This window comes from Pseudoalteromonas sp. P1-30, from assembly GCF_001400005.1.
GTDB classification, from domain to species: Bacteria; Pseudomonadota; Gammaproteobacteria; order Enterobacterales; family Alteromonadaceae; genus Pseudoalteromonas; species Pseudoalteromonas atlantica.
Genome location: NZ_LKBC01000001.1, coordinates 669,011 through 687,049, shown reverse-complemented (window position 1 = coordinate 687,049; position 18,039 = coordinate 669,011). Strand labels below are relative to the sequence as shown.

20 protein-coding genes and 1 pseudogene are annotated in these 18,039 nt (G+C 41.2%); 7 read left to right on the top strand and 14 right to left on the bottom strand.

Features of this window, described 5'->3' with window-relative positions; genetic code table 11:
* Positions 1 to 3: 3 nt before the first annotated feature.
* From AN395_RS03030 to AN395_RS03015, 4 genes are all read right to left on the bottom strand, one after another.
* Entirely contained in the window at positions 4 to 1,068 is a 1,065-nt protein-coding gene (locus AN395_RS03030) for an HlyD family secretion protein (RefSeq protein ID WP_054982035.1), read from the bottom strand.
* 8 nt (positions 1,069 to 1,076) lie between these two features.
* Entirely contained in the window at positions 1,077 to 1,550 is a 474-nt protein-coding gene (locus AN395_RS03025) for a MarR family transcriptional regulator (protein WP_054982034.1), read from the bottom strand.
* Between the two features lie 120 nt (positions 1,551 to 1,670).
* Positions 1,671 to 2,555, bottom strand: a complete 885-nt coding sequence (locus AN395_RS03020; protein WP_054982033.1) for a spermidine synthase — start codon at positions 2,553 to 2,555, stop codon at positions 1,671 to 1,673.
* Positions 2,548 to 3,171 (bottom strand): fused MFS/spermidine synthase, encoded by a 624-nt coding sequence (locus tag AN395_RS03015; RefSeq protein ID WP_054982032.1) that lies wholly within the window; start codon positions 3,169 to 3,171, stop codon positions 2,548 to 2,550. The genes AN395_RS03020 and AN395_RS03015 overlap by 8 nt, the downstream gene beginning before the upstream one ends.
* Positions 3,172 to 3,339: 168 nt before the next feature.
* Between AN395_RS03015 and AN395_RS03010 the strand changes: the two genes are divergently transcribed.
* The gene (locus AN395_RS03010; RefSeq protein WP_054982031.1) at positions 3,340 to 5,421 is read left to right on the top strand and encodes a TonB-dependent siderophore receptor; all 2,082 of its coding nucleotides are present in this window, start codon (positions 3,340 to 3,342) and stop codon (positions 5,419 to 5,421) included.
* A gap of 75 nt (positions 5,422 to 5,496) precedes the next feature.
* On the opposite strand, the gene AN395_RS03005 is transcribed toward AN395_RS03010, so the two are convergent.
* The gene (locus tag AN395_RS03005) at positions 5,497 to 6,372 is read right to left on the bottom strand and encodes a LysR family transcriptional regulator (protein ID WP_054982030.1); all 876 of its coding nucleotides are present in this window, start codon (positions 6,370 to 6,372) and stop codon (positions 5,497 to 5,499) included.
* A gap of 107 nt (positions 6,373 to 6,479) precedes the next feature.
* On the opposite strand from AN395_RS03005, the gene AN395_RS03000 reads away from it, so the two are divergent.
* On the top strand, positions 6,480 to 7,160 hold the full coding sequence (locus tag AN395_RS03000) for a hypothetical protein (RefSeq protein WP_054982029.1): 681 nt from the start codon (positions 6,480 to 6,482) through the stop codon (positions 7,158 to 7,160).
* Between the two features lie 44 nt (positions 7,161 to 7,204).
* On the opposite strand, the gene AN395_RS02995 is transcribed toward AN395_RS03000, so the two are convergent.
* Positions 7,205 to 7,537 (bottom strand): gamma-glutamylcyclotransferase, encoded by a 333-nt coding sequence (locus AN395_RS02995; protein ID WP_054982028.1) that lies wholly within the window; start codon positions 7,535 to 7,537, stop codon positions 7,205 to 7,207.
* Positions 7,538 to 7,709: 172 nt separating this feature from the next.
* Here AN395_RS02995 and AN395_RS02990 point away from each other — a divergent pair, with 172 nt between their 5' ends.
* A complete protein-coding gene (locus tag AN395_RS02990; RefSeq protein WP_054982027.1) occupies positions 7,710 to 8,684 on the top strand; it encodes a transposase in 975 nt (324 codons plus the stop codon).
* Positions 8,685 to 9,120: 436 nt separating this feature from the next.
* On the opposite strand, the pseudogene AN395_RS02985 reads toward AN395_RS02990, so the two are convergent.
* The 4 genes and pseudogenes from AN395_RS02985 to gcvA all read right to left on the bottom strand — a co-directional run.
* Positions 9,121 to 10,092, bottom strand: a pseudogene (locus AN395_RS02985) (MFS transporter); the annotation flags it as partial.
* Positions 10,093 to 10,104: 12 nt separating this feature from the next.
* The gene (locus AN395_RS19585; RefSeq protein ID WP_235576541.1) at positions 10,105 to 10,350 is read right to left on the bottom strand and encodes a hypothetical protein; all 246 of its coding nucleotides are present in this window, start codon (positions 10,348 to 10,350) and stop codon (positions 10,105 to 10,107) included.
* A 57-nt stretch (positions 10,351 to 10,407) separates the two neighbouring features.
* Positions 10,408 to 10,929 (bottom strand): carboxymuconolactone decarboxylase family protein, encoded by a 522-nt coding sequence (locus tag AN395_RS02980; protein ID WP_054982026.1) that lies wholly within the window; start codon positions 10,927 to 10,929, stop codon positions 10,408 to 10,410.
* Between the two features lie 155 nt (positions 10,930 to 11,084).
* Positions 11,085 to 12,014: a transcriptional regulator GcvA gene (gene gcvA, locus AN395_RS02975; protein ID WP_054982025.1), complete on the bottom strand. Its 930-nt coding sequence runs from the start codon at positions 12,012 to 12,014 to the stop codon at positions 11,085 to 11,087.
* Between the two features lie 169 nt (positions 12,015 to 12,183).
* On the opposite strand from gcvA, the gene AN395_RS02970 reads away from it, so the two are divergent.
* The 3 genes from AN395_RS02970 (at position 12,184) to AN395_RS02960 (ending at position 14,823) form a co-directional block, all read left to right on the top strand.
* Positions 12,184 to 12,957, top strand: coding sequence for an SDR family NAD(P)-dependent oxidoreductase (locus tag AN395_RS02970; RefSeq protein ID WP_054982024.1), 774 nt, complete (start codon positions 12,184 to 12,186; stop codon positions 12,955 to 12,957).
* A gap of 84 nt (positions 12,958 to 13,041) precedes the next feature.
* Positions 13,042 to 13,716: a cupin domain-containing protein gene (locus AN395_RS02965; RefSeq protein WP_054982023.1), complete on the top strand. Its 675-nt coding sequence runs from the start codon at positions 13,042 to 13,044 to the stop codon at positions 13,714 to 13,716.
* Between the two features lie 3 nt (positions 13,717 to 13,719).
* Positions 13,720 to 14,823, top strand: coding sequence for an FAD-dependent oxidoreductase (locus AN395_RS02960; protein WP_054982022.1), 1,104 nt, complete (start codon positions 13,720 to 13,722; stop codon positions 14,821 to 14,823).
* Positions 14,824 to 14,940: 117 nt separating this feature from the next.
* Here the strand turns inward: AN395_RS02960 and AN395_RS02955 are convergent, their stop codons facing one another.
* Together AN395_RS02955 and AN395_RS02950 are read right to left on the bottom strand one after the other, a co-directional pair.
* Positions 14,941 to 15,459 (bottom strand): hypothetical protein, encoded by a 519-nt coding sequence (locus AN395_RS02955; RefSeq protein WP_054982021.1) that lies wholly within the window; start codon positions 15,457 to 15,459, stop codon positions 14,941 to 14,943.
* Positions 15,460 to 15,486: 27 nt separating this feature from the next.
* The gene (locus AN395_RS02950; RefSeq protein ID WP_054982020.1) at positions 15,487 to 15,729 is read right to left on the bottom strand and encodes a hypothetical protein; all 243 of its coding nucleotides are present in this window, start codon (positions 15,727 to 15,729) and stop codon (positions 15,487 to 15,489) included.
* A 108-nt stretch (positions 15,730 to 15,837) separates the two neighbouring features.
* Here AN395_RS02950 and AN395_RS02945 point away from each other — a divergent pair, with 108 nt between their 5' ends.
* The gene (locus AN395_RS02945; RefSeq protein WP_054982019.1) at positions 15,838 to 16,746 is read left to right on the top strand and encodes a LysR family transcriptional regulator; all 909 of its coding nucleotides are present in this window, start codon (positions 15,838 to 15,840) and stop codon (positions 16,744 to 16,746) included.
* A 119-nt stretch (positions 16,747 to 16,865) separates the two neighbouring features.
* Here AN395_RS02945 and AN395_RS02940 read toward each other — a convergent pair whose 3' ends face one another.
* Positions 16,866 to 17,108 carry a hypothetical protein gene (locus tag AN395_RS02940; protein ID WP_054982018.1) on the bottom strand — a complete coding sequence of 81 codons (243 nt, stop codon included), beginning with the start codon at positions 17,106 to 17,108 and terminating at the stop codon, positions 16,866 to 16,868.
* A 191-nt stretch (positions 17,109 to 17,299) separates the two neighbouring features.
* Entirely contained in the window at positions 17,300 to 18,031 is a 732-nt protein-coding gene (locus AN395_RS02935; RefSeq protein ID WP_054982017.1) for an SDR family oxidoreductase, read from the bottom strand.
* Positions 18,032 to 18,039: the final 8 nt, after the last annotated feature.

Genomic DNA, 18,039 nt, shown 5'->3' with positions numbered 1-18,039 from the left:
CCATTAATAAATGTAGTGTAGCCAGCTAATAAACCTAATTTGAGCCGACGCTAACCATTGCCCGATTGTTGACTCTGGCAATAGTTGCACAGTGGCACGCGCACCACTTGGCATATTAGCAATTAATTTAGCGTTATCTGGCATCACTAAATGAATACGCTGGCGCTGAGCATCGCGCACCCAACGATTACTGGTTTCGGTACTACTAAGCGAGCCATTAGCACTGAGTTGCCCATCGCTTACGCCTGCCTCAAACGTGCTTATATGCGCGTTGTAAACCTCACCTGGGCGGCTATCAAATACCACTCGCGCCAAACTACCAGGTTTCATATTTAGTAATGATTTTTCTCTAAAATCGGCAACAAGGTCGGCTTTATTAGCCACAATAGCTAAAAGCGGGCTACCCGCTACCGCATATGCGCCATCAAGTAGTTGTAAGTTAGAAACCACACCAGCGCTTAGCGCACGTACTTGGGTGTACGATAAGTTAAGCTCGGCTTGTGCTAATTGGTTTGCAGCATGGCGAAGCGCTAAGTTTTGCGCGCCGCTTTCGCCGCGGGCAAGTACTGCTTCTGCCAATTGCGCTTCTAATGAGGCGACATTTGATTTACTTGCTTCAAAGTTAGCTTTAATGCTTTCAAGCTCTTGCTCTGAAATAGAGCGCTGCTTAAATAATGCTTCGCCACGGTTATTTAGTAATTGCTGTTCGTGCAGCTTTGCCTTGGCCGCCGAAATTTGCGCCTCCAGTGCTTTTACATTGGTATCTAAACGTTTGTTTTGTAATTTAGCGTCGTCAAGGGCGAGCTGTGCCTGCTCTAGCGCTAATTTATACGGGCCTGAGTCTATTTCAAACAATACATCGCCAGCTTTTACGGTTTGATTATTATTAACCAATACCTTAGTAACACGGCCACTTATTTGCGGGGCAATTTGCACCACAGGATGATAAACCCGCGCTTGCGGCGTTACCGGCATAAACATGTCGGCAATTAAATAGTAAATAAATATAACAACAAAACCCGCTAACGAAAGCCTTACATAACGAGTAAATTTTTGATCTGGTGTCATTGTCTCTCTTACTCTTTACTTTGATTTTTAATACAGTTTAGTGCGTTTTTTTCCATATTGACGATGCCATAAGCAAGCGCATCGAGTTGCTGTGTGCTTAGCCCGCTGTATAGCTGGCTTTTAATATCAATGAGTTTTTCGTTTAGCGACTGTAAAATTGCCCCACCTTGCTCGGTAAAGTAAATTTTTTTACTGCGTTTATCGTGCTCATCAACTTTACGGGTAATTAATAGCTGCTCTTCTAATTGCTTTAATGTGCGAGTAAGCGAGGGCATTTCTATTCCTAAACTCTGCGCAAGCTCAAGCTGCGTTATGCCCTCGCCCAACATATTTATATGGGTTAGCGCCGTCCAGCGCGATTGCGTAAGCCCTAAAGGTTCTACAGCTAAAGTGATGGCCTCGCGGCACAGCCTATGAACCCGCCCCATGTTACCAATAATGGTTAAATCGAGCGTTTCGTGAAAAGGTTTTTGAGTAGTCATAACCACCTCAAATTAGTTAGCATGCTAAGTATTTTAACATTAGTTAGCGTGCTAAGTAAATATTGAGGGGTGTTGCAAATAAAAAAAGCCCCAAAACTGGGGCTACATAAATTTGTGGATTTAAAAATTAAGGAGGTTAGCAGGGGAGTACTGATCGGTAAGCACTTTTGTATTGGCAGGCCAATCTTGCTTGTTTTTGGTACTTTGCATATAGGTACTAATTGCTTTTAAATCTACATCGTATTTTTTTAAACGCGGGTTAAGTGCTTTAATTCGCTGATTAATTTGCGCCTCAGTAGGCATAGAGTTTACACCCGCTAAAATAATACGGTTAGAGCGATTAGCACGGCTTACGTTAATAAAATCGCCAAACACGGCGTGGTAAGTTGCCGACTCATGTTCGTATAATTTACTGCTCGAAAACGTATTAGCGGCAATTACACCGCCCTCGGCCAATACGCTTTTTACCTCTTCAAAAAACTCTTTGGTGAGTAAGTGCTCAGGAATATAATCGCCGTTAAACGCATCAAGAATAATCCAATCGTACTTTTGCTTTTTAATGGCTGCGCGCTTTATAAATATACGCCCGTCTTGCACGCTTGACGTAACGTTATCGGTTTCTATAAAGTTAAAGTAATCGCGGGCTACTTTTAACACTGCTGGGTCTATTTCAACATTATGAATTTTAGCAGCAGGGTACAGCTCATGAATTACATTAGAAAGCGTACCGCCACCTAGGCCAATAATAAGCACATTTTTAGGGTTGTCGGTTACTAAAAGGCTGGCAAACGTAAGTTTTGTATAATTAAAAACCAGTTTGTCGGGGTTGTTTTTGTACATACAACTTTGGCTGGTTTGGCTACTTTTTGTATTAAATTTTAAGCAGCGTAGGTCATGTGTTTCATCAACAATAATATTGCGATATAAAGAACGCTCCTCATGCACTACATTACTGTGCGCCGCAACCGAAAACAGTACCGCTAAAAATAATAAACAGTTACGCATGGGCAAGCTCCTTATTACCAGCAAGGCTATTAACAGTAATTGCCAGCACGCCTAACAGGCCCAAGGTTAACGCAAAGGCACTTATAATGGTGTTTACATCAAACGCCAGTACAAAGTAAAACGAGGTAATAATAGTCCCTAAGGCGCTGCCCAACGTGCTTACAAAATATAAAATACCCGCCACTTGGCCACTTTTATGGCTGTCGGTGACTAATAAACGCACCGAGTAAGGCGAGATCATGCCTAAAATAACGGTAGGAATAAAAAACAACGCCGTAGAGGCAAGTAACGAGCCGTAGCGTGTATCTTCAATGTGGGTAAAAATAAATTCCATTATTGGCTGCGAAAAAAGCGCAATAGGCACCACCATAATACTGGCAGTTAAAAATATTAAGCCATATTTTGTAAGCGATGCATTTTTAGTACTTAGCTTACCGCCGAGTAAATACCCAAGAGAAAGGCTAAGCATAAATACGGTAATTATGCTGCCCCAAATGTGCACACTACTGCCAAAAAAAGGCGCTAAAATACGCCCGCCTAATAGCTCAATTCCCATAATGCAAAAGCCACTGCAAAAGGCTAAAAAATAGACTAACGCGTTTGTTTTTATACTCATGTAATTATCGTTATGTAACCTAAAGAGATCTCCATACTAACGTGATGACAGGGCAGTCGCTAGTGCATTAATTAATCGCTCTGTGATTTTTTAAAAAGTTGTTTTGTTATAAAGTAACACATGTTAAACTTGTTGTTATAATATAACACCTTCGATTTCCCTATTATCATGAAGTATTCTTTAATTTATTTAGCCTGCTTAGGCTTAAGTGCGCAAACAGTGGCGCAAGAGCAAAACGACGAAATTGAAAAAATATCGGTTACTTATAAACAAGCATACCGTGGCGATATTCCTCAAAAGCAAATGCCGCAATCTATTGTAAGTGTTAGTAGTGCTGCGCTTGATCAAAAAGGCATTACTAAATTACAAGACGCACTCGATTTTTCGGCCAGTATTTCGCGCAAAAATAACAGTGGCGCATTATGGGATAGCTTTTCTATTCGGGGTCTTTCGGGTAACGAAAACATGCCATCGGGCTATTTAATTAATGGCTTTAGCGGTGGGCGTGGTTTTAGCGGCCCGCGTGATGTATCTAACATTGATTACATTGAAGTACTAAAAGGCCCAGGCTCAGCACTTTATGGGCGCTCAGAGCCCGGCGGTACTGTAAATATTGTGACTAAAAAACCTCAGTTTGAGCCGCAAGGTGAGCTAAAACTAAGCTTAGGCAGCGACAGTTTTAATCGCGTTGAAGGCGATTACACAAACGGCATTAACGACACCACCGCGTTTAGAATAAATGGCGCGTGGCAAGATAGCGACAGCTACCGCGATGAGGTGTACACCAATAAAAAGGTAGTTACGCCGTCTATTTATCATCAATTAAACACATCAACCAGTGTGACTTATGAGTTTGAATACGTAGATTTAACGCAGTTATTTGACCGTGGTGTTGTCGTACTCGATAACGATTTTGACACCGTACCAAGCTCGCGCTATTTAGGTAACCCAAACGATGGCGACACGCAGGTGTATTCGCGCGGGCACCAAATTACTTTAAATCACGATATTAACGATGAATGGTCGTTAGTGGCCGGTGCAAACTACCGCAGCTCTACGTTAACGGGGTTTTCGTCAGATGCTGAGCTTTCGCCATCGCGCCAATCGCTATTTGATGATGGCCGCACACTTACTCGCCAGCAGCGTTATCGCGACTACGAAGTAGAAGATTTAAGTGTAAAGTTTGAGCTAAGCGGCAGTGTAGACACAGCCGGTATTACGCATCATTTATTAATAGGTGCCGATGCATACAAGTACGATTTACGTACAGCGCTTTCTCGCTATCGAGGCGGTAACGGCACTTATACCGTTGATATTTTTGAGCCAAATTACGATGTAGAACGCCCAGCAGTAAGCCTGCTTTACGAAAACGACGAAGAGCAAAAGGCGTACGGTATTTATGTTCAAGACCAAATGGATATTACCGACAAATTTAAGCTATTAGTGGGCCTAAGGTTTGACAGCGTAGACCAAGATATTTTAGAAACCAACAGCGGCGTGTTTTCGACCAGCTCTGAAAGCCAAGTAAGCCCGCGTGTTGGCGTAGTGTACGAGCTAAATAACGCAATCACTTTTTACAGCAGTTACTCAGAAGGCTTTTTGCCACTGAGCGGCACTGATGCAAACGGCGACCCCTTTGGCTTTGAATACAGTGACTCGTTTGAGGTTGGCGCTAAGTTTGAATACTTAGGCATAAACGGTACTGTGGTATTTTTTGATGCGTCTAAAAGTAATATGTTAGTGGCAGACCCTGTAAACGTTGGTTTTTCAGCGCCTATTGGTAAAGCCGATAGTAAAGGGTTTGAGCTTGATTTAAATACCTATATTACTGATGCAACGGCGTTTAACTTATCGTACGCCTATATAGATGCCACCACAGCAAACGACATTATTAATGCAGATTGGGGCGTGCCAATTGAAAAAGGCAGCCCGCTGGTAAATGTACCAAAAAATAACTTAAACCTTACGCTTAGCCACCAAACAGCATTAATGGGCAAAGAGCTTGAGTTTGGTGCAAGTTACCAATACACCAGCAGCCGTTTAGGTGATGCCGCCGATTTAAGTTTTAGGCTACCAAGCTACCAATTAGTAGGCGTGTTTGGCAACGTTAACTTAACCGAGCAAACCGAGCTTAATATAAGTGTTAATAACATTTTTGATGAAGATTACGCCGAAAGCAGCTACAACGCTTTATGGGTTTACCCAGGTGCGCCAACTCAATTTAAAATGTCGTTAGCGTATAATTTTTAATAGCTAGCAAATTAAAGTTTTCATCCTAAAGCGTCTTAATGTAGTGGTTAAGGCGCTTTATATTTTTAAGCCCATTTATAAAGTGTGCATAAGTTTATTAAGCCAACCATCGGCCTTTGAAGGTTTGTATATCATTACAATGCTTTCACTGTAGTGACTGTTAACCCCCTTTACAGTTAATTTTGTAAGCCCTAAATCATCAATCACAAAGTTAGGTAAATACGCCAAGGCCAAGCCACTTTGAACCACCTCTATTAATGCACTGTAATCGCTACATCTAAATACAATATTGCGCGGTGCAATATCATCTTGCCAGCCGTCGGAGCCTATACCTTGCTCTAAGCCGCACAGGGGTGAAAACAAAGGGCATGCAAAAGCAAGCTCTAGTAATTGATCTTTATTAAGCGTTAAAGAGCCAGTTTGTACTAGCTGATGCGAAGCATGCGCTGCCACACTAAACCCAGTATTAAATACATCAACCGCCACTAAATTAGCGTGTGAGCTATTATTTAGTGCCTCGCGAGTTACTAGCGCAATATGCGCCGCGCCTGATGCAACTTGGCTTATGGCTTCACCTTCAAATACATTATTAATACGTACCGAACAGGGCAGGTTGCTAAGAGGGGTAAGTAACTTTTTAAGGCCACTTTTAAGTAAAATTGCAGGGCCTGCAATAACTGCATTAAATTTATGATTATCGCTTTTAAAGCGGCTAGTAAGCTGCTGGTAATTATGAACTAAATCGCTACTGTGCTTAACAAACTCTTTGCCTTTATCATTAAGTACTAAGGTTTTGCCCACACGATTAAACAGCTCTGTGGCTAAGTTTGCCTCAACCTTTTTTAGCGTTTTAGACAGCGCCCCTGGGGTAATATTAAAATGCTTAGCGGTTGTGTGCAGGTTTTGCGAACTCGCCATATGAATTACTTTTTCAATGTCATCTAAATGCATAGCGCCAAACCGTATTGACTAAAAGGAAACAGCTAACAACTTATTATCGATTATTTATACATAAAAATCAGCTTATAGTGACGTTATATTTATTTTTGAGCATTAACATGAAACACATACTGCTAATTTTTATTTTATTTTCAAGCGCAGCACTAGCAAGCGACCCTGAGCACAAGGCACACAACACACATAAAGCCCACAGCTATGTGGGGTTTCATGGCATGGCGCTTATATTAGCCGGCGATAAACTACTTGCCAGCCACATGCCTTTATACGCCCCCCCACACAACTACCAAATAGTGTACGAAGTAACTACCAATGACACCCATCTTAAAATAATCAAAAAAGCACTGAACGAGTCACTAAAAAAACAAACTCAGATCACCATTTTACCAACCAAATTTGATTTGAATTTATTAATAAATAAGCAGACACCCACATTAAATACCACTGTGTTTAATGGCCATTTTGAGCGCGGAGGTACGGCTTTGTTTTCGACAAAGCTGACTTTTAAAAATCCGTTATATGTAAAAAAGATCGCTATAACACAACCTGAAAAAGAAGAGTTTAATTTAATAAAGGTTTCAGCAGAGCAGGGGGTGGTAATTCATAAAATACAAAGTAAACCAAGCTATGACTCACTCAGTTTAGTAGCACTAACTAACGGAAAATATAATGGCCAGTTAAAATGTGATGCGCCAGTAACCACAGCGCTTGCAAGTAAGCTAAAGGCCTGTTTTAAAAGCGCCCCAAGCTATTTAGAAACTCGCGATTTTGCAGTTAATTAAAAAATTATAGCAGCGCTTTAGCTTAAAAAGCGCTGCTATATAAATTACTTAACGTTAAGAGCATATACATTTGCCTGAACGTATTCGCCGTTTAACAATTTTATTTGCGTTAAAATGCGTGAGTACGCATCGCCTTCAAATTCATCGAGCACATGCCAATGATCTTTTAAATTAGTTGAGCTAAACACATAGCCATTTATCTCTTGGCCTGTTTCGTCTAATACCAGTGCAGGAAAGCCCATTTTGGCGCCCCAGCCCTCGTTAATTAAATTGCCAGCCACACTGCCTTGCTCAAACGTACCGCCAATATTGGCAAGAATATGCTCGTTCGGATGCCCTGGGCACAAGGTGCCATATACAAATAACGCTTCTAACACGTAAACTCCTAAATTAAGGCTAATGATTATGTTTAACTAAGCTAAAGCTTAACTAGATATGAAAAAAATCCCGAGTGAAATTTTACTTTTACAATGACACCCACCTTTATTTTTGCACTTTACGCAATAAGCATCTACTTTTTTAATTGGTTCATCAAAAGCTAGGTGCTACATGGCTATTGCAAGAAAACGCCAAATCAGTTTGGCAGATACAAAATATTATCACTGTATTTCGCGCTGTGTACGCCATGCCTATCTATGCGGCGAGGATTCATTAACGGGTAAATCCTACGAACATCGAAGGGGCTGGGTAGAACAAAAGCTATTTAGCCTCGCTAAAATATTTTGTATTGATATATGTGCTTACGCAGTTATGAGCAATCACACCCATATTGTGCTTTATGTTGATGATAAAAAAGCAAATAGATTAAATGACAAAGCCATAGTGCTGCGTTGGCATAAGCTTTGTAAAGGCACACCCCTTACACAAAAATTTTTACAAGGTGAGGCGCTTAGCAATACAGAGCGATACTTTTTAAGCCAAACTATTATTCAATACAGAGAAAGGTTATCTAGCATTAGCTGGTTTATGCGCGTTTTAAACGAACACATTGCTCGTAAAGCAAATAAAGAAGATAAATGCACTGGCCGATTTTGGGAAGGGCGATTTAAATCACAAGCTCTTCTCGATGAAGCAGCCCTTGCAGCTTGCATGGCTTACGTTGATTTAAACCCAATAAGAGCAAAAGTAGCTAAAACCCCCGAGTGCTCAAACTTCACCAGCGTGCAAAAGCGTATTCAGGGCGCTAAAAATGCAAAGCAACCCAAACAACTTTTAAAATTTGCAGGTAAGCCCCGTAAATTTATGCCAAAAGGTTTACCGTTCGAGCTTAAATATTACCTCGAATTAGTTGAGCTCACAGGGCGCATTATTCGCGATAACAAACCAGGTTTTATTGAAAACACACAGCTCCCTTTATTAGAAAGAGTAAACATATCGCCAGAGAATTGGTTAAAACTCACTACTGATTTTACACGCGTATTTCATGGCGCTGTAGGTAAGCCGCAATCACATGTAAGTTACTGCGAGCATTTAAATAAAAAGCGACGAGTTAATTTTAGTAATTGCGAAAAGCTACTAGCCTAAAACCTCCTTAATAGTTTTAAAACTGCCTAGATGCAGGTTTAAGCATGCCTAAAATTAATAAATCATAAATATGCCAACCCAATAAATTTTAAATTTATCCATATTCCTGCACTTTTTATAATTACAGCTAATAAATCCTCATTAAAAGCGCTTAATTTAACTACTAATTACATATTTGAAGTGGGTGTCATGTTAATTTTTTGAACTGCCAACTCAAAATTTATAGTGGGTGTCATTATAATTTTTTTAAGCGGCGATCATGTCAGTAGCACCAGTACAAAACAGCTTGGTTTTATCAAGCAAGGGAATATTTTAGGCCGTGTTATATTTCATATAAAACAACCTCGCTACAAGAATTAAAAGTAAGGCAATTTTGCCAGCAGCTTAATAAACTTTAGCTTGCTAATAAAAGCGGCTTGTAGGGCGGTTAGTGTGTTTAAGCTTGCTCGCTAAAATTGGCTTGGTATTTTTTGGTTAATATCAAAACAATAACGGCCAGTAATAAAGGCACAAACGACGCCCATAAAACGGTGTGCCAACCGTAGGCTCTTAATAACCCACCTGATGAAAAAGAGCCTACCGCCATTAAGCCAAACACTATAAAGTCACTAAACGATTGAGCACGGTTTTTTTCTTCTGCCTTGTGCGTTTCTAGCACTAATGCGGATGCCCCTAAAAAGCCAAAGTTCCAACCTATGCCTAACAAAATTAATAGCGCGTAAAAGTGATATACACCTTCACCTAAAAAGCCTATAGCTGCTGAAATTGCAGTTAAAATAATACCAAAAACAGAAATACGAGCAGCCCCAAAACGTGCAATGAGCTTACCGGTAAAAAAGCTAGGTGCATACATAGCAATAACATGCCACTGCATTCCTAAGTTTGCTGACTCTTGGCTATGCCCGTGCATATGCATTGCCAAAGGTGCCGATGTCATTAAAAAGTTCATCACCATATACGATGCTGCACCACAAATAACCGCGCTTATAAATCGTGGTTGCAAAGCAATTGTTCTCAATGGTCTTCCTGAATATGCTTGATTTGCTAAAGGCTTAGCCAATTTAACGCCAAACAAAATAACACCAGCGAGAGCCGCGACAATGGCTTGCGCAATAAATGTGGCAGCAAACATTTTGTCTGACCACAGGTGCATGGTATGCGTAACTAACTGCGAGCCAATAACACCTGCAGCTACGCCACCGGCCATTACCATAGAAAGCGCTTGCGGGCGTTTATTTTCGGGCACGCCATCGGTTGCAGCAAACCGAAATGACAAAGCCACTGCCGCATAAGCGCCGCCCAATAGCGCAGATAAACAGTACAGCCAAAAGCTGTCTATATACAACGCAATAGTCGCTAATAGTCCGGTTAAAACACCCGCGCCAGTGCCTGCCATAAAGGCTGCACGCCGGCCATATTTTCATGCTAATTCACCGGCGGGAAAAACACACAACGCCATTCCTAAAACAAAAATAGAAACAGGTAAAGTGGCTAAAAGTGCAGTAGGAGCAAGCAAGTTGCCCACTACCGCACCTGTTGCATATAGCACAACGCTATTAGCCCCAGAAAGTGCCTGGGCTAACATTAAACGCCATAAGTTAGCTGTTTGAACTTGAGGGTCGCTTTGCTCAAGCCTATCTGAGTCTATAGCGCTTAATTTTTCCATGATTTCACTTTCCTAAAAGTATTGAAGGCGCTTAAAAGCAATTTATGGTTGAGGTATTTAAATGTCTAACGCCACTAAAAAGCGCGATACCATGTTGTAAGCAGCAACCGTTGCTACCGCTTCTACTGTTTGCGTTTCGCCAAATAGTGCTTTTAAACGTTCAATAACGTCGCCATCAACATTTACTTTAGTGGTTGATTGATCAGTAAGCTCAAGCAAAGCCAGCTCCTGCTCAGAGAATAACTCAGCATTTACTACCACACTTTTAAGAGCCGTTGCTTTTTCATCGCTACCGCCAGCCTGTATGTATGCAGGGTAGTGCACATTCCATTCAAAATCGGCTTTGTTTAATACCGCTACACGCAGCATAATAAGTTCGCGATACTCAAGCGATAAGCCAAAGTTTGCTCTAACGCGCCCTAACAGCTCATTCCAGCCTTTAGCTAAAGGAAAGCTTTTTAGTAGTACTCTATCTATGCCTATTAGTTCACCGTTTGGACGACGACCTTGCATTTCGGCTAGTAGTTCGCCTGGGGCTTGCTCGCCATTTTGCCATGGCGTTACTCTTACTTGTGACATAATGTTTACTCCTAATTAAACGCCACTTTAGTCATTAAAGTGGCTAACTTGGAGCGAAAGCTTACGGGGAATGAACGTACTTAACCACAGAGATTATCTTTTACCATGGTAAATATTTTCTTTATTGCTGTATTTTATCAAAGTACTCCTGAGCTTTAATCTCTTTTAGCCCGCGGGTTTCCTACCTCTTTAAACAGCCATTCTTTAAATGCGTGTATTCTTGGCAGTTCAGCACATTCGGGGCGGTAAATAACGTAATACGCCAAAGGCGATTCAAAATAAATATCAGGGAATAACCTGACCAATCGCCCTGCGGCTAGATCATCTTTAGCCATAACACTGCGTGCTAACGCCACGCCGTGGCCGTCAATAGCTGATTGCAATACAGCCGCTGAGTTATTTATTTGAATGCTTTTAGTGGTTAAAGGGCCTGTTACTCCGGCTTTTTTTAACCACGCCGACCAAGACGGAAAACCCGTATGGTCATCCATTGATTGATCGTGTATTAGGGTTTCGTTCAATAATTTATCTATGGTGTTTAAGCGGTTTGAGTCTTCTAAAAACTTAGGTGAGCATACCGGGTATACCTCTTCATCCATTAGTTTTTCTGCGCTCAAGCCTTGCCAAGTGCCTGTACCAAAGCGTATGCCTATATCTATGCGCTGCTCAGTAAAATCAACAGGCTTTAAATTAGTATTTAAATTCACACTGGTTTGCGAACATATTTCTTGAAAAAAATGCAACCTAGGCAATAACCACTTGGCGGCAAATGCGGGGCTTACTGCCACTGTTAACGCGCCACTTATGGCGTTGTCTTTTAAAATGTCTAGCCCTTGGGCAAGTTTATCAAAGCCTTCGCGTATTAGTGGCAGGGCACTTTGCGCGGTTTCGGTGGTTACTAGCCGTGTTTTACCTGAGCTCATTCTATGAAACAGCGGCGTGTCGAGCCACTCTTCTAATGTTTTTACCAGCTGCCCAACGGCTGCAGGCGTTACATTTAGCTCTTCAGCTGCCGCTGAAAAACTTTGGTGCCTTGCGCTTGCTTCAAACGCTTTTAATGCATTGAGGTGTATAGGTGATTTCATACGATAAACTTTTTCTTTACTGATGATTCAGATTATCTCGTTTGTTAAAGCAAGTAAATAAGTAAAAAATACCGCCCAAGCCAACCAGCAAGTTACTTGCTATTAGGCAACCCAATACTTTTTATTTATATAACAAATACAGCGCTTAGTGGCGCTTGGAGCAATAAACATGACTAAGCAATTTTTAGGTAAAAAATTACTCGTTATTGGTGGTACTAGCGGAATGGGTTTTGACACGGCTCGATTAATTTTAGAGCAAGGCGGCCACGCTGTTATTGTTGGCCACCGTAAAGAAAAAGCCCAAGCAGCAAAAGAGCAGTTATCAGCTTTAGGAACTGTTGAGGTGTTAACCGCTGATTTAACCAGCGACGAAGGCGTGCAAAACTTAATTAACACACTTTCACAAGACCACGCAGACGTGGATTTACTGGTAAATGCGGCCGGTGTGTTTTTCCCTAAACCATTTTTAGAGCACGAAGCGGCTGATTACGATCAGTACATGCAAATTAACCGCGCACTATTTTTTATTACACAAAAAGTAGCCGCTAATTTAGTGGCAGCAAAACGCGCAGGCGCCATTGTAAATGTGGGTTCTATGTGGGGTAAGCAAGCTATTGCAGCTACACCATCGTCAGCGTATTCAATGGCTAAAGCGGGCTTACATGCGCTAACTCAACATTTAGCAATGGAATTAGCCGCGCACAACATTCGCGTCAATGCAGTATCGCCAGCGGTTGTACAAACGCCAATTTACGAAGGTTTTATTCCTAAAGCACAAGTAAACGATGCCCTACAAGGCTTTAACAGTTTCCACCCAATTGGCCGTGTAGGTACCAGCGAAGATGTCGCCAATACCATTGCGTTTTTACTCAGCGACAAAGCCGCTTGGGTAACGGGTGCTGTATGGGATGTTGACGGCGGTGTAATGGCTGGTCGTAATTAATACGTAATTTTAAAGCCCTCGATGGGCGCAAATTTATAGAGCAATAATGTATGTTATTGCTCTTGTTTAATTTAGGTTGGATAAATGCGAGTCAATTCAGATTTTTCAAAAAACGCTTCTATGCTGCCAAGTCAATATAGTTGGCAAACATCGCCTCAGGCGGGTGTTGAGCGGGTAATGCTCGACAGAATAGGCGCTGAAAAAGCCAGAGCAACTAGCGTAGTACGCTACGCGCCTGAGTCTACTTTTCCAAGCCATGCTCACCCAGGTGGTGAAGAAATATTGGTACTTTCGGGCACTTTTTCAGATGAGTCGGGCGACTACCCACAAGGCTTTTATTTACGAAACCCGCCAGGGTCTTCACATGCACCTAAAAGTAAAAGTGGCGCAACCATTTTTGTAAAACTGTGGCAAATGTGGGTAACAGAAACCGCCCCAGTGCGCATAAATACACACGATCCGGCTACGTGGATAACCCAAAATAACCGCCTAATATGCCCGCTTTATCAAGATGATAACGAAGTAACTAAACTGGTAAAGTTAACCCCGCAACAGCCCCTATTTGATAACCTAAAAGCACATAATGCCTTAGAGCTATTTGTACTGGGCGGCAGCGTAATACACAACGAGGTAGAATATTCAAAAGGAAGCTGGCTAAGGCTGCCAAGCACGAGTAAAGCGTTAATATCTGCGGGAAATAACAGCGCTACAATTTACCTAAAAGTAGGTAATTTTAAAAACATAGGCTGTGGAGGCTAAATAATGCGTACAAAAATTGCGATTATAGGCGGTGGGCTAAGCGGCGTGTATGCAGCTTACCAGTTAGAGCAATGCGGCATTACCGATTACATATTGCTTGAAGCCAGAGACCAATTAGGTGGCCGTATTATGGACTTTACAAGCCTGTCGCAAGCGACAACAAATAGCTTTGATCTTGGCCCAACATGGTTTTGGCCAGAGTTTCAGCCGCAATTAAATGCCATTATTAAAACCCTAAACCTAGAAACATTTGCCCAGTACGAGCAAGGCAATACGTTAGTAGAGCGCTCACATACACAACCGCCCACAGCAATGCCCGGTTATACGCATGCGCCTACGTCTATGCGGTTAAAAGGTGGCATGTGCACCCTTATTAATGCCTTACATGCAAAGCTTAGCAACAAACAAATAGTAACTGGTGCTTTGGTAAAAACAATTACCCACCAACACGGTAATATTGAAGTTAACTTTAGCACCTCAAACACAACCGATAATAAAGTAAACGTTGAGCACGTAATGCTTGCGCTACCACCACGCTTAGCCGCAAGCCAAATAACATTTACCCCCGCATTGCCAAGCGATTTAGTAACGCAGTGGCAAAATACCGCAACCTGGACGGCACCCCACGCTAAGTATATTGCAGTGTACGATACGCCATTTTGGCGTAAGCAAACGCTCTCGGGCAGCGCCCGCAGCAGTGTTGGGCCAATGGCAGAAATACACGATGCATCAAATCCACAAGGCCAAGCCGCATTATTTGGCTTTATTGGCATACCCGCTGATGATCGAAAACGCATTAGTAATGAAGATTTTATCACACACTGCAGAGCGCAATTAGTCAGGCTTTTTGGCGCACAAGCCGCCACTCCCAAAGCCGATATTATTAAAGACTGGGCACAAGACCCACTCACAGCAACACATTTAGATACACATGCTGCGAATACACATGCACCAGCACCTTACATAACCGCGCAAAATGGCCCGTGGTATCAAAATTTAGTCGGTATTGGCAGTGAATGGTCAGTGCAATTTCCAGGCTATGTAGCTGGTGCGGTTGATGCAGCAAACATAGGCGTTGAGCTGTATTTAAAAAATGTTAACGCGTGATGTGTAGAGGCTGAGGTTTGAGCTTAGTGCTTTAATGGATAGCTCATAACGGCAGCTGATGGGCGGTTATGAGCGTTCAAGAAACAGCCATCATTATAGTGATTTAAACAGATTAACTTATTCGTTTTTAAACTTCCTAAATATCCACACATTCAGCCCAATTAGCAACATAACAATTAATGTTAGAATTGGAGGCTTTGATTGTAATGGTAAAAACTCAGCAGTTACCTCTGGAATCATGTGAACATACACTGCGACAAACATAATAGATAGCGCTAATAGTGATGAGCAATAAAATACTTTTCTTATTATATTTTTTGTTAGAACCTTGGATAAAGTAAGCACAATCAAAAACCCTAAACCTGCTGAAATTTCACCTAATTGACCAGCCCACCTAGCTATCTCGGGTAATGGCAGTCCACTCAAAGCTATTTGTTTAGTAAACATAGTATTGAACGGCTCAAAGAACTTTACTGTGCCAGCCATAATTAAAAAAATAGCTAACAAGCCGGTTAATAGCTTTTGCATGATGGCCGAAGGGTTCATCGCTGAATGGCGTAACGCCAGCCACATTAACCCGACAATAACGAATACACTCGATATTAGTGATACTTCTAGTAATAATTGTTTCCCCATTTCATTTTTCCTATATTTTATGGTGAATTATTTCTCTTCAGATTCTAATAATACTTTGCTAACAAAAAGCCGAACTGTTGGTGCAACTACAGCTAAAAGCAATAGTGCAGAAGGAATAACTTCTCCTATAGAGTATGACCATGCACTCATAAATGAGACATCGTCAGACACCATTTTCCTGGCCATAATAGCCGTCATGCCCAAAAGCATTGAAGGTAAAACCATTGAGGCTATTAGCGGATATTTAAATTTTTGAGGGAATTTTTTCATATTGGTCACACCTTGAATAATTTAGAGGGCATATTTTAAAGCCTTGCCCTTATTTCAAAAATAGCTATTATTGAAATTTATAAATTCATATTTGAATGATTAGATATTATGGATGCAAAAGAGCTCGGCAATTTATATTGGTTTTGCCTGTCAGTAGAGTGTGGTGGTTACGCCCCGGCTAGTCTTTTAGCTACAGCCTCTGCCCCGACGCTTTCTAGGGCTGTGAGTCAGTTAGAAGAAAAAGTAGGTGAGAAACTCATTCATCGACATGCCAAAAAATTCCAACTCACTAATGCAGGTGAAGAATATTACCGACGCTTTGCTCCTATTTTCAAACAAGTTGATGAACAATGGCTCAACCTTTCTAATACACAGGCAACATTAACGGGTGAGATTTATGTATCGTGTCCAGAGCCTTTCGCTGATTATTTTCTTCAGAATCTAGCAATCGAATTTATGACAGAACATCCCGGTGTTAAAATCCACATTAGTTTCTCTTCTGACACTGAAAACTATATTGATGAACGTATTGATCTCGCGATTGTTACTACACCGAGCAATATACCTACATTAATTCAAAAACCCTTATTTCAAACTGAGCTAGTCTTAGCTGCATCACCCAAATACCTTAAAGCTCAAGGTATTCCCAATAATATAGAGTCATTACTTGAACATAATTTACTTGCAGGAAATACTATACCTTTTTGGGAATTTAAGTACCAAGGTGTAACTACAAAGCTACCTGTAATGGCTAAGTATTCAATAAATAGCCTCCGTTTAATGATTAATGCAGTTAAAGCGGGCATAGGGATAGGCTTGATACCGAAAGAAGTGTTAGAATTTGAAAAAGACGCAGTGCTACAGAGGGTATTGCCCGATGTAGAGTGCCCGAAAGGCAAAGCTTATATTGTATGGAGTGATCGTCAGTTGATTGCTAGTAGGGTGGTCGCATTTAGAGAAAAAATAATTCAAAAAATGGATAAACCATCAGACTTATTTAAATCCATAGTGAGTTAGTTTTGCTAGAACAGATTAAGTGCTAAATACATTAAAAAGATAAGTCTAATAGACCGCTATTGGCTATTATAGTATTGATGACGTTGATAAAAATAAGCGCTTAAAGTCAGTACAACTTCTCATTTTGCTTCTGGCTCTAACAATATTTTCGTCACAAGGAGTTTAATCGTTGGTGCGACAACTAATAATAGCATTATTGCAAAAGGGATAATTTGCTCAATAGAGTTAATCCATGCACTGATAAACGAAGCCTCATCAGGCAGGGTTTTATAGGCCATCACCCCAGACGTTCCTAGCAACATTGAAGATGACACCATAGAAACAGTAAGTGGATATTGATACTTACGCGGAATTTTTTTCATGCTTGCTCCAAGGTGTCATTAAAATTCAGCTTACTGAATAGAAAGTAAATAGCTAAGTCCTAATACAGAAATAATACCAAAGCTTGCCATGGTCCATTTTCTTCTATCTTTCTCTGCTATAACGACAAAAAAAAATAACAGTGCTTGAGAGTAGATAGCCGTATAACCCTTAGCTATTAGCTCAAGATTTACTATGAAAAATCTTTCAAGATAATATTGTCTGCGTAGCTTTGGTAAGCACCTTCAATCATCTTAGCCATATCGTCTGGGAAGAGTAAAAAGTCGCCTTTTTCAAGAGAGTCTATAATGCCTTCAGAGACAGACTCAGCACTTGCTAAGTTATCAAAGCCAGCTCTTTTTCCCATATCTGTTTCAATTGGGCCTGGGTGAACACTAAGTACCTGAACGCCTTTTTCGGCAAATGCGTCTTTCAATCCTTGTGTGATTGAGTAGGATGCAGCTTTAGATGCCGAGTAAGTGGTTTCCTGAAGAAAGTTTTTCATCGATACCACAGAATTCAGTTGGACTAACGCACCTTTATTACGTTCAAGCGCTTTTGCAAAGGCGTTAGCGATACGCACTAAACCATAAACATTAACGTCTATTTCCCTAGCTAAAGACTCAAAAATATTCTCTGCTAAAGGTGTAGTCGACAGCATTATACCTGCGTTGTTAACTACAAGATCGACATCAGTAGCCTCAGCTGCCGCTTTGTTAACTGAGTCGGTGCTTGAAATATCCGTCTGGATAGTTGCTACTTTTTCACCGTATTGCTTTTCTAATGCTTTAGTTGACTCAGGATTGCGCACACCAAGATATACTTTTTTGGCACCGTGTTGCAGAAGTGACTCAACAATGGCTTTACCTATGCCACGATTTGCGCCGGTAACGAAAGCTACTTTGTCTTTAATGATAAAACTCATTTGATATT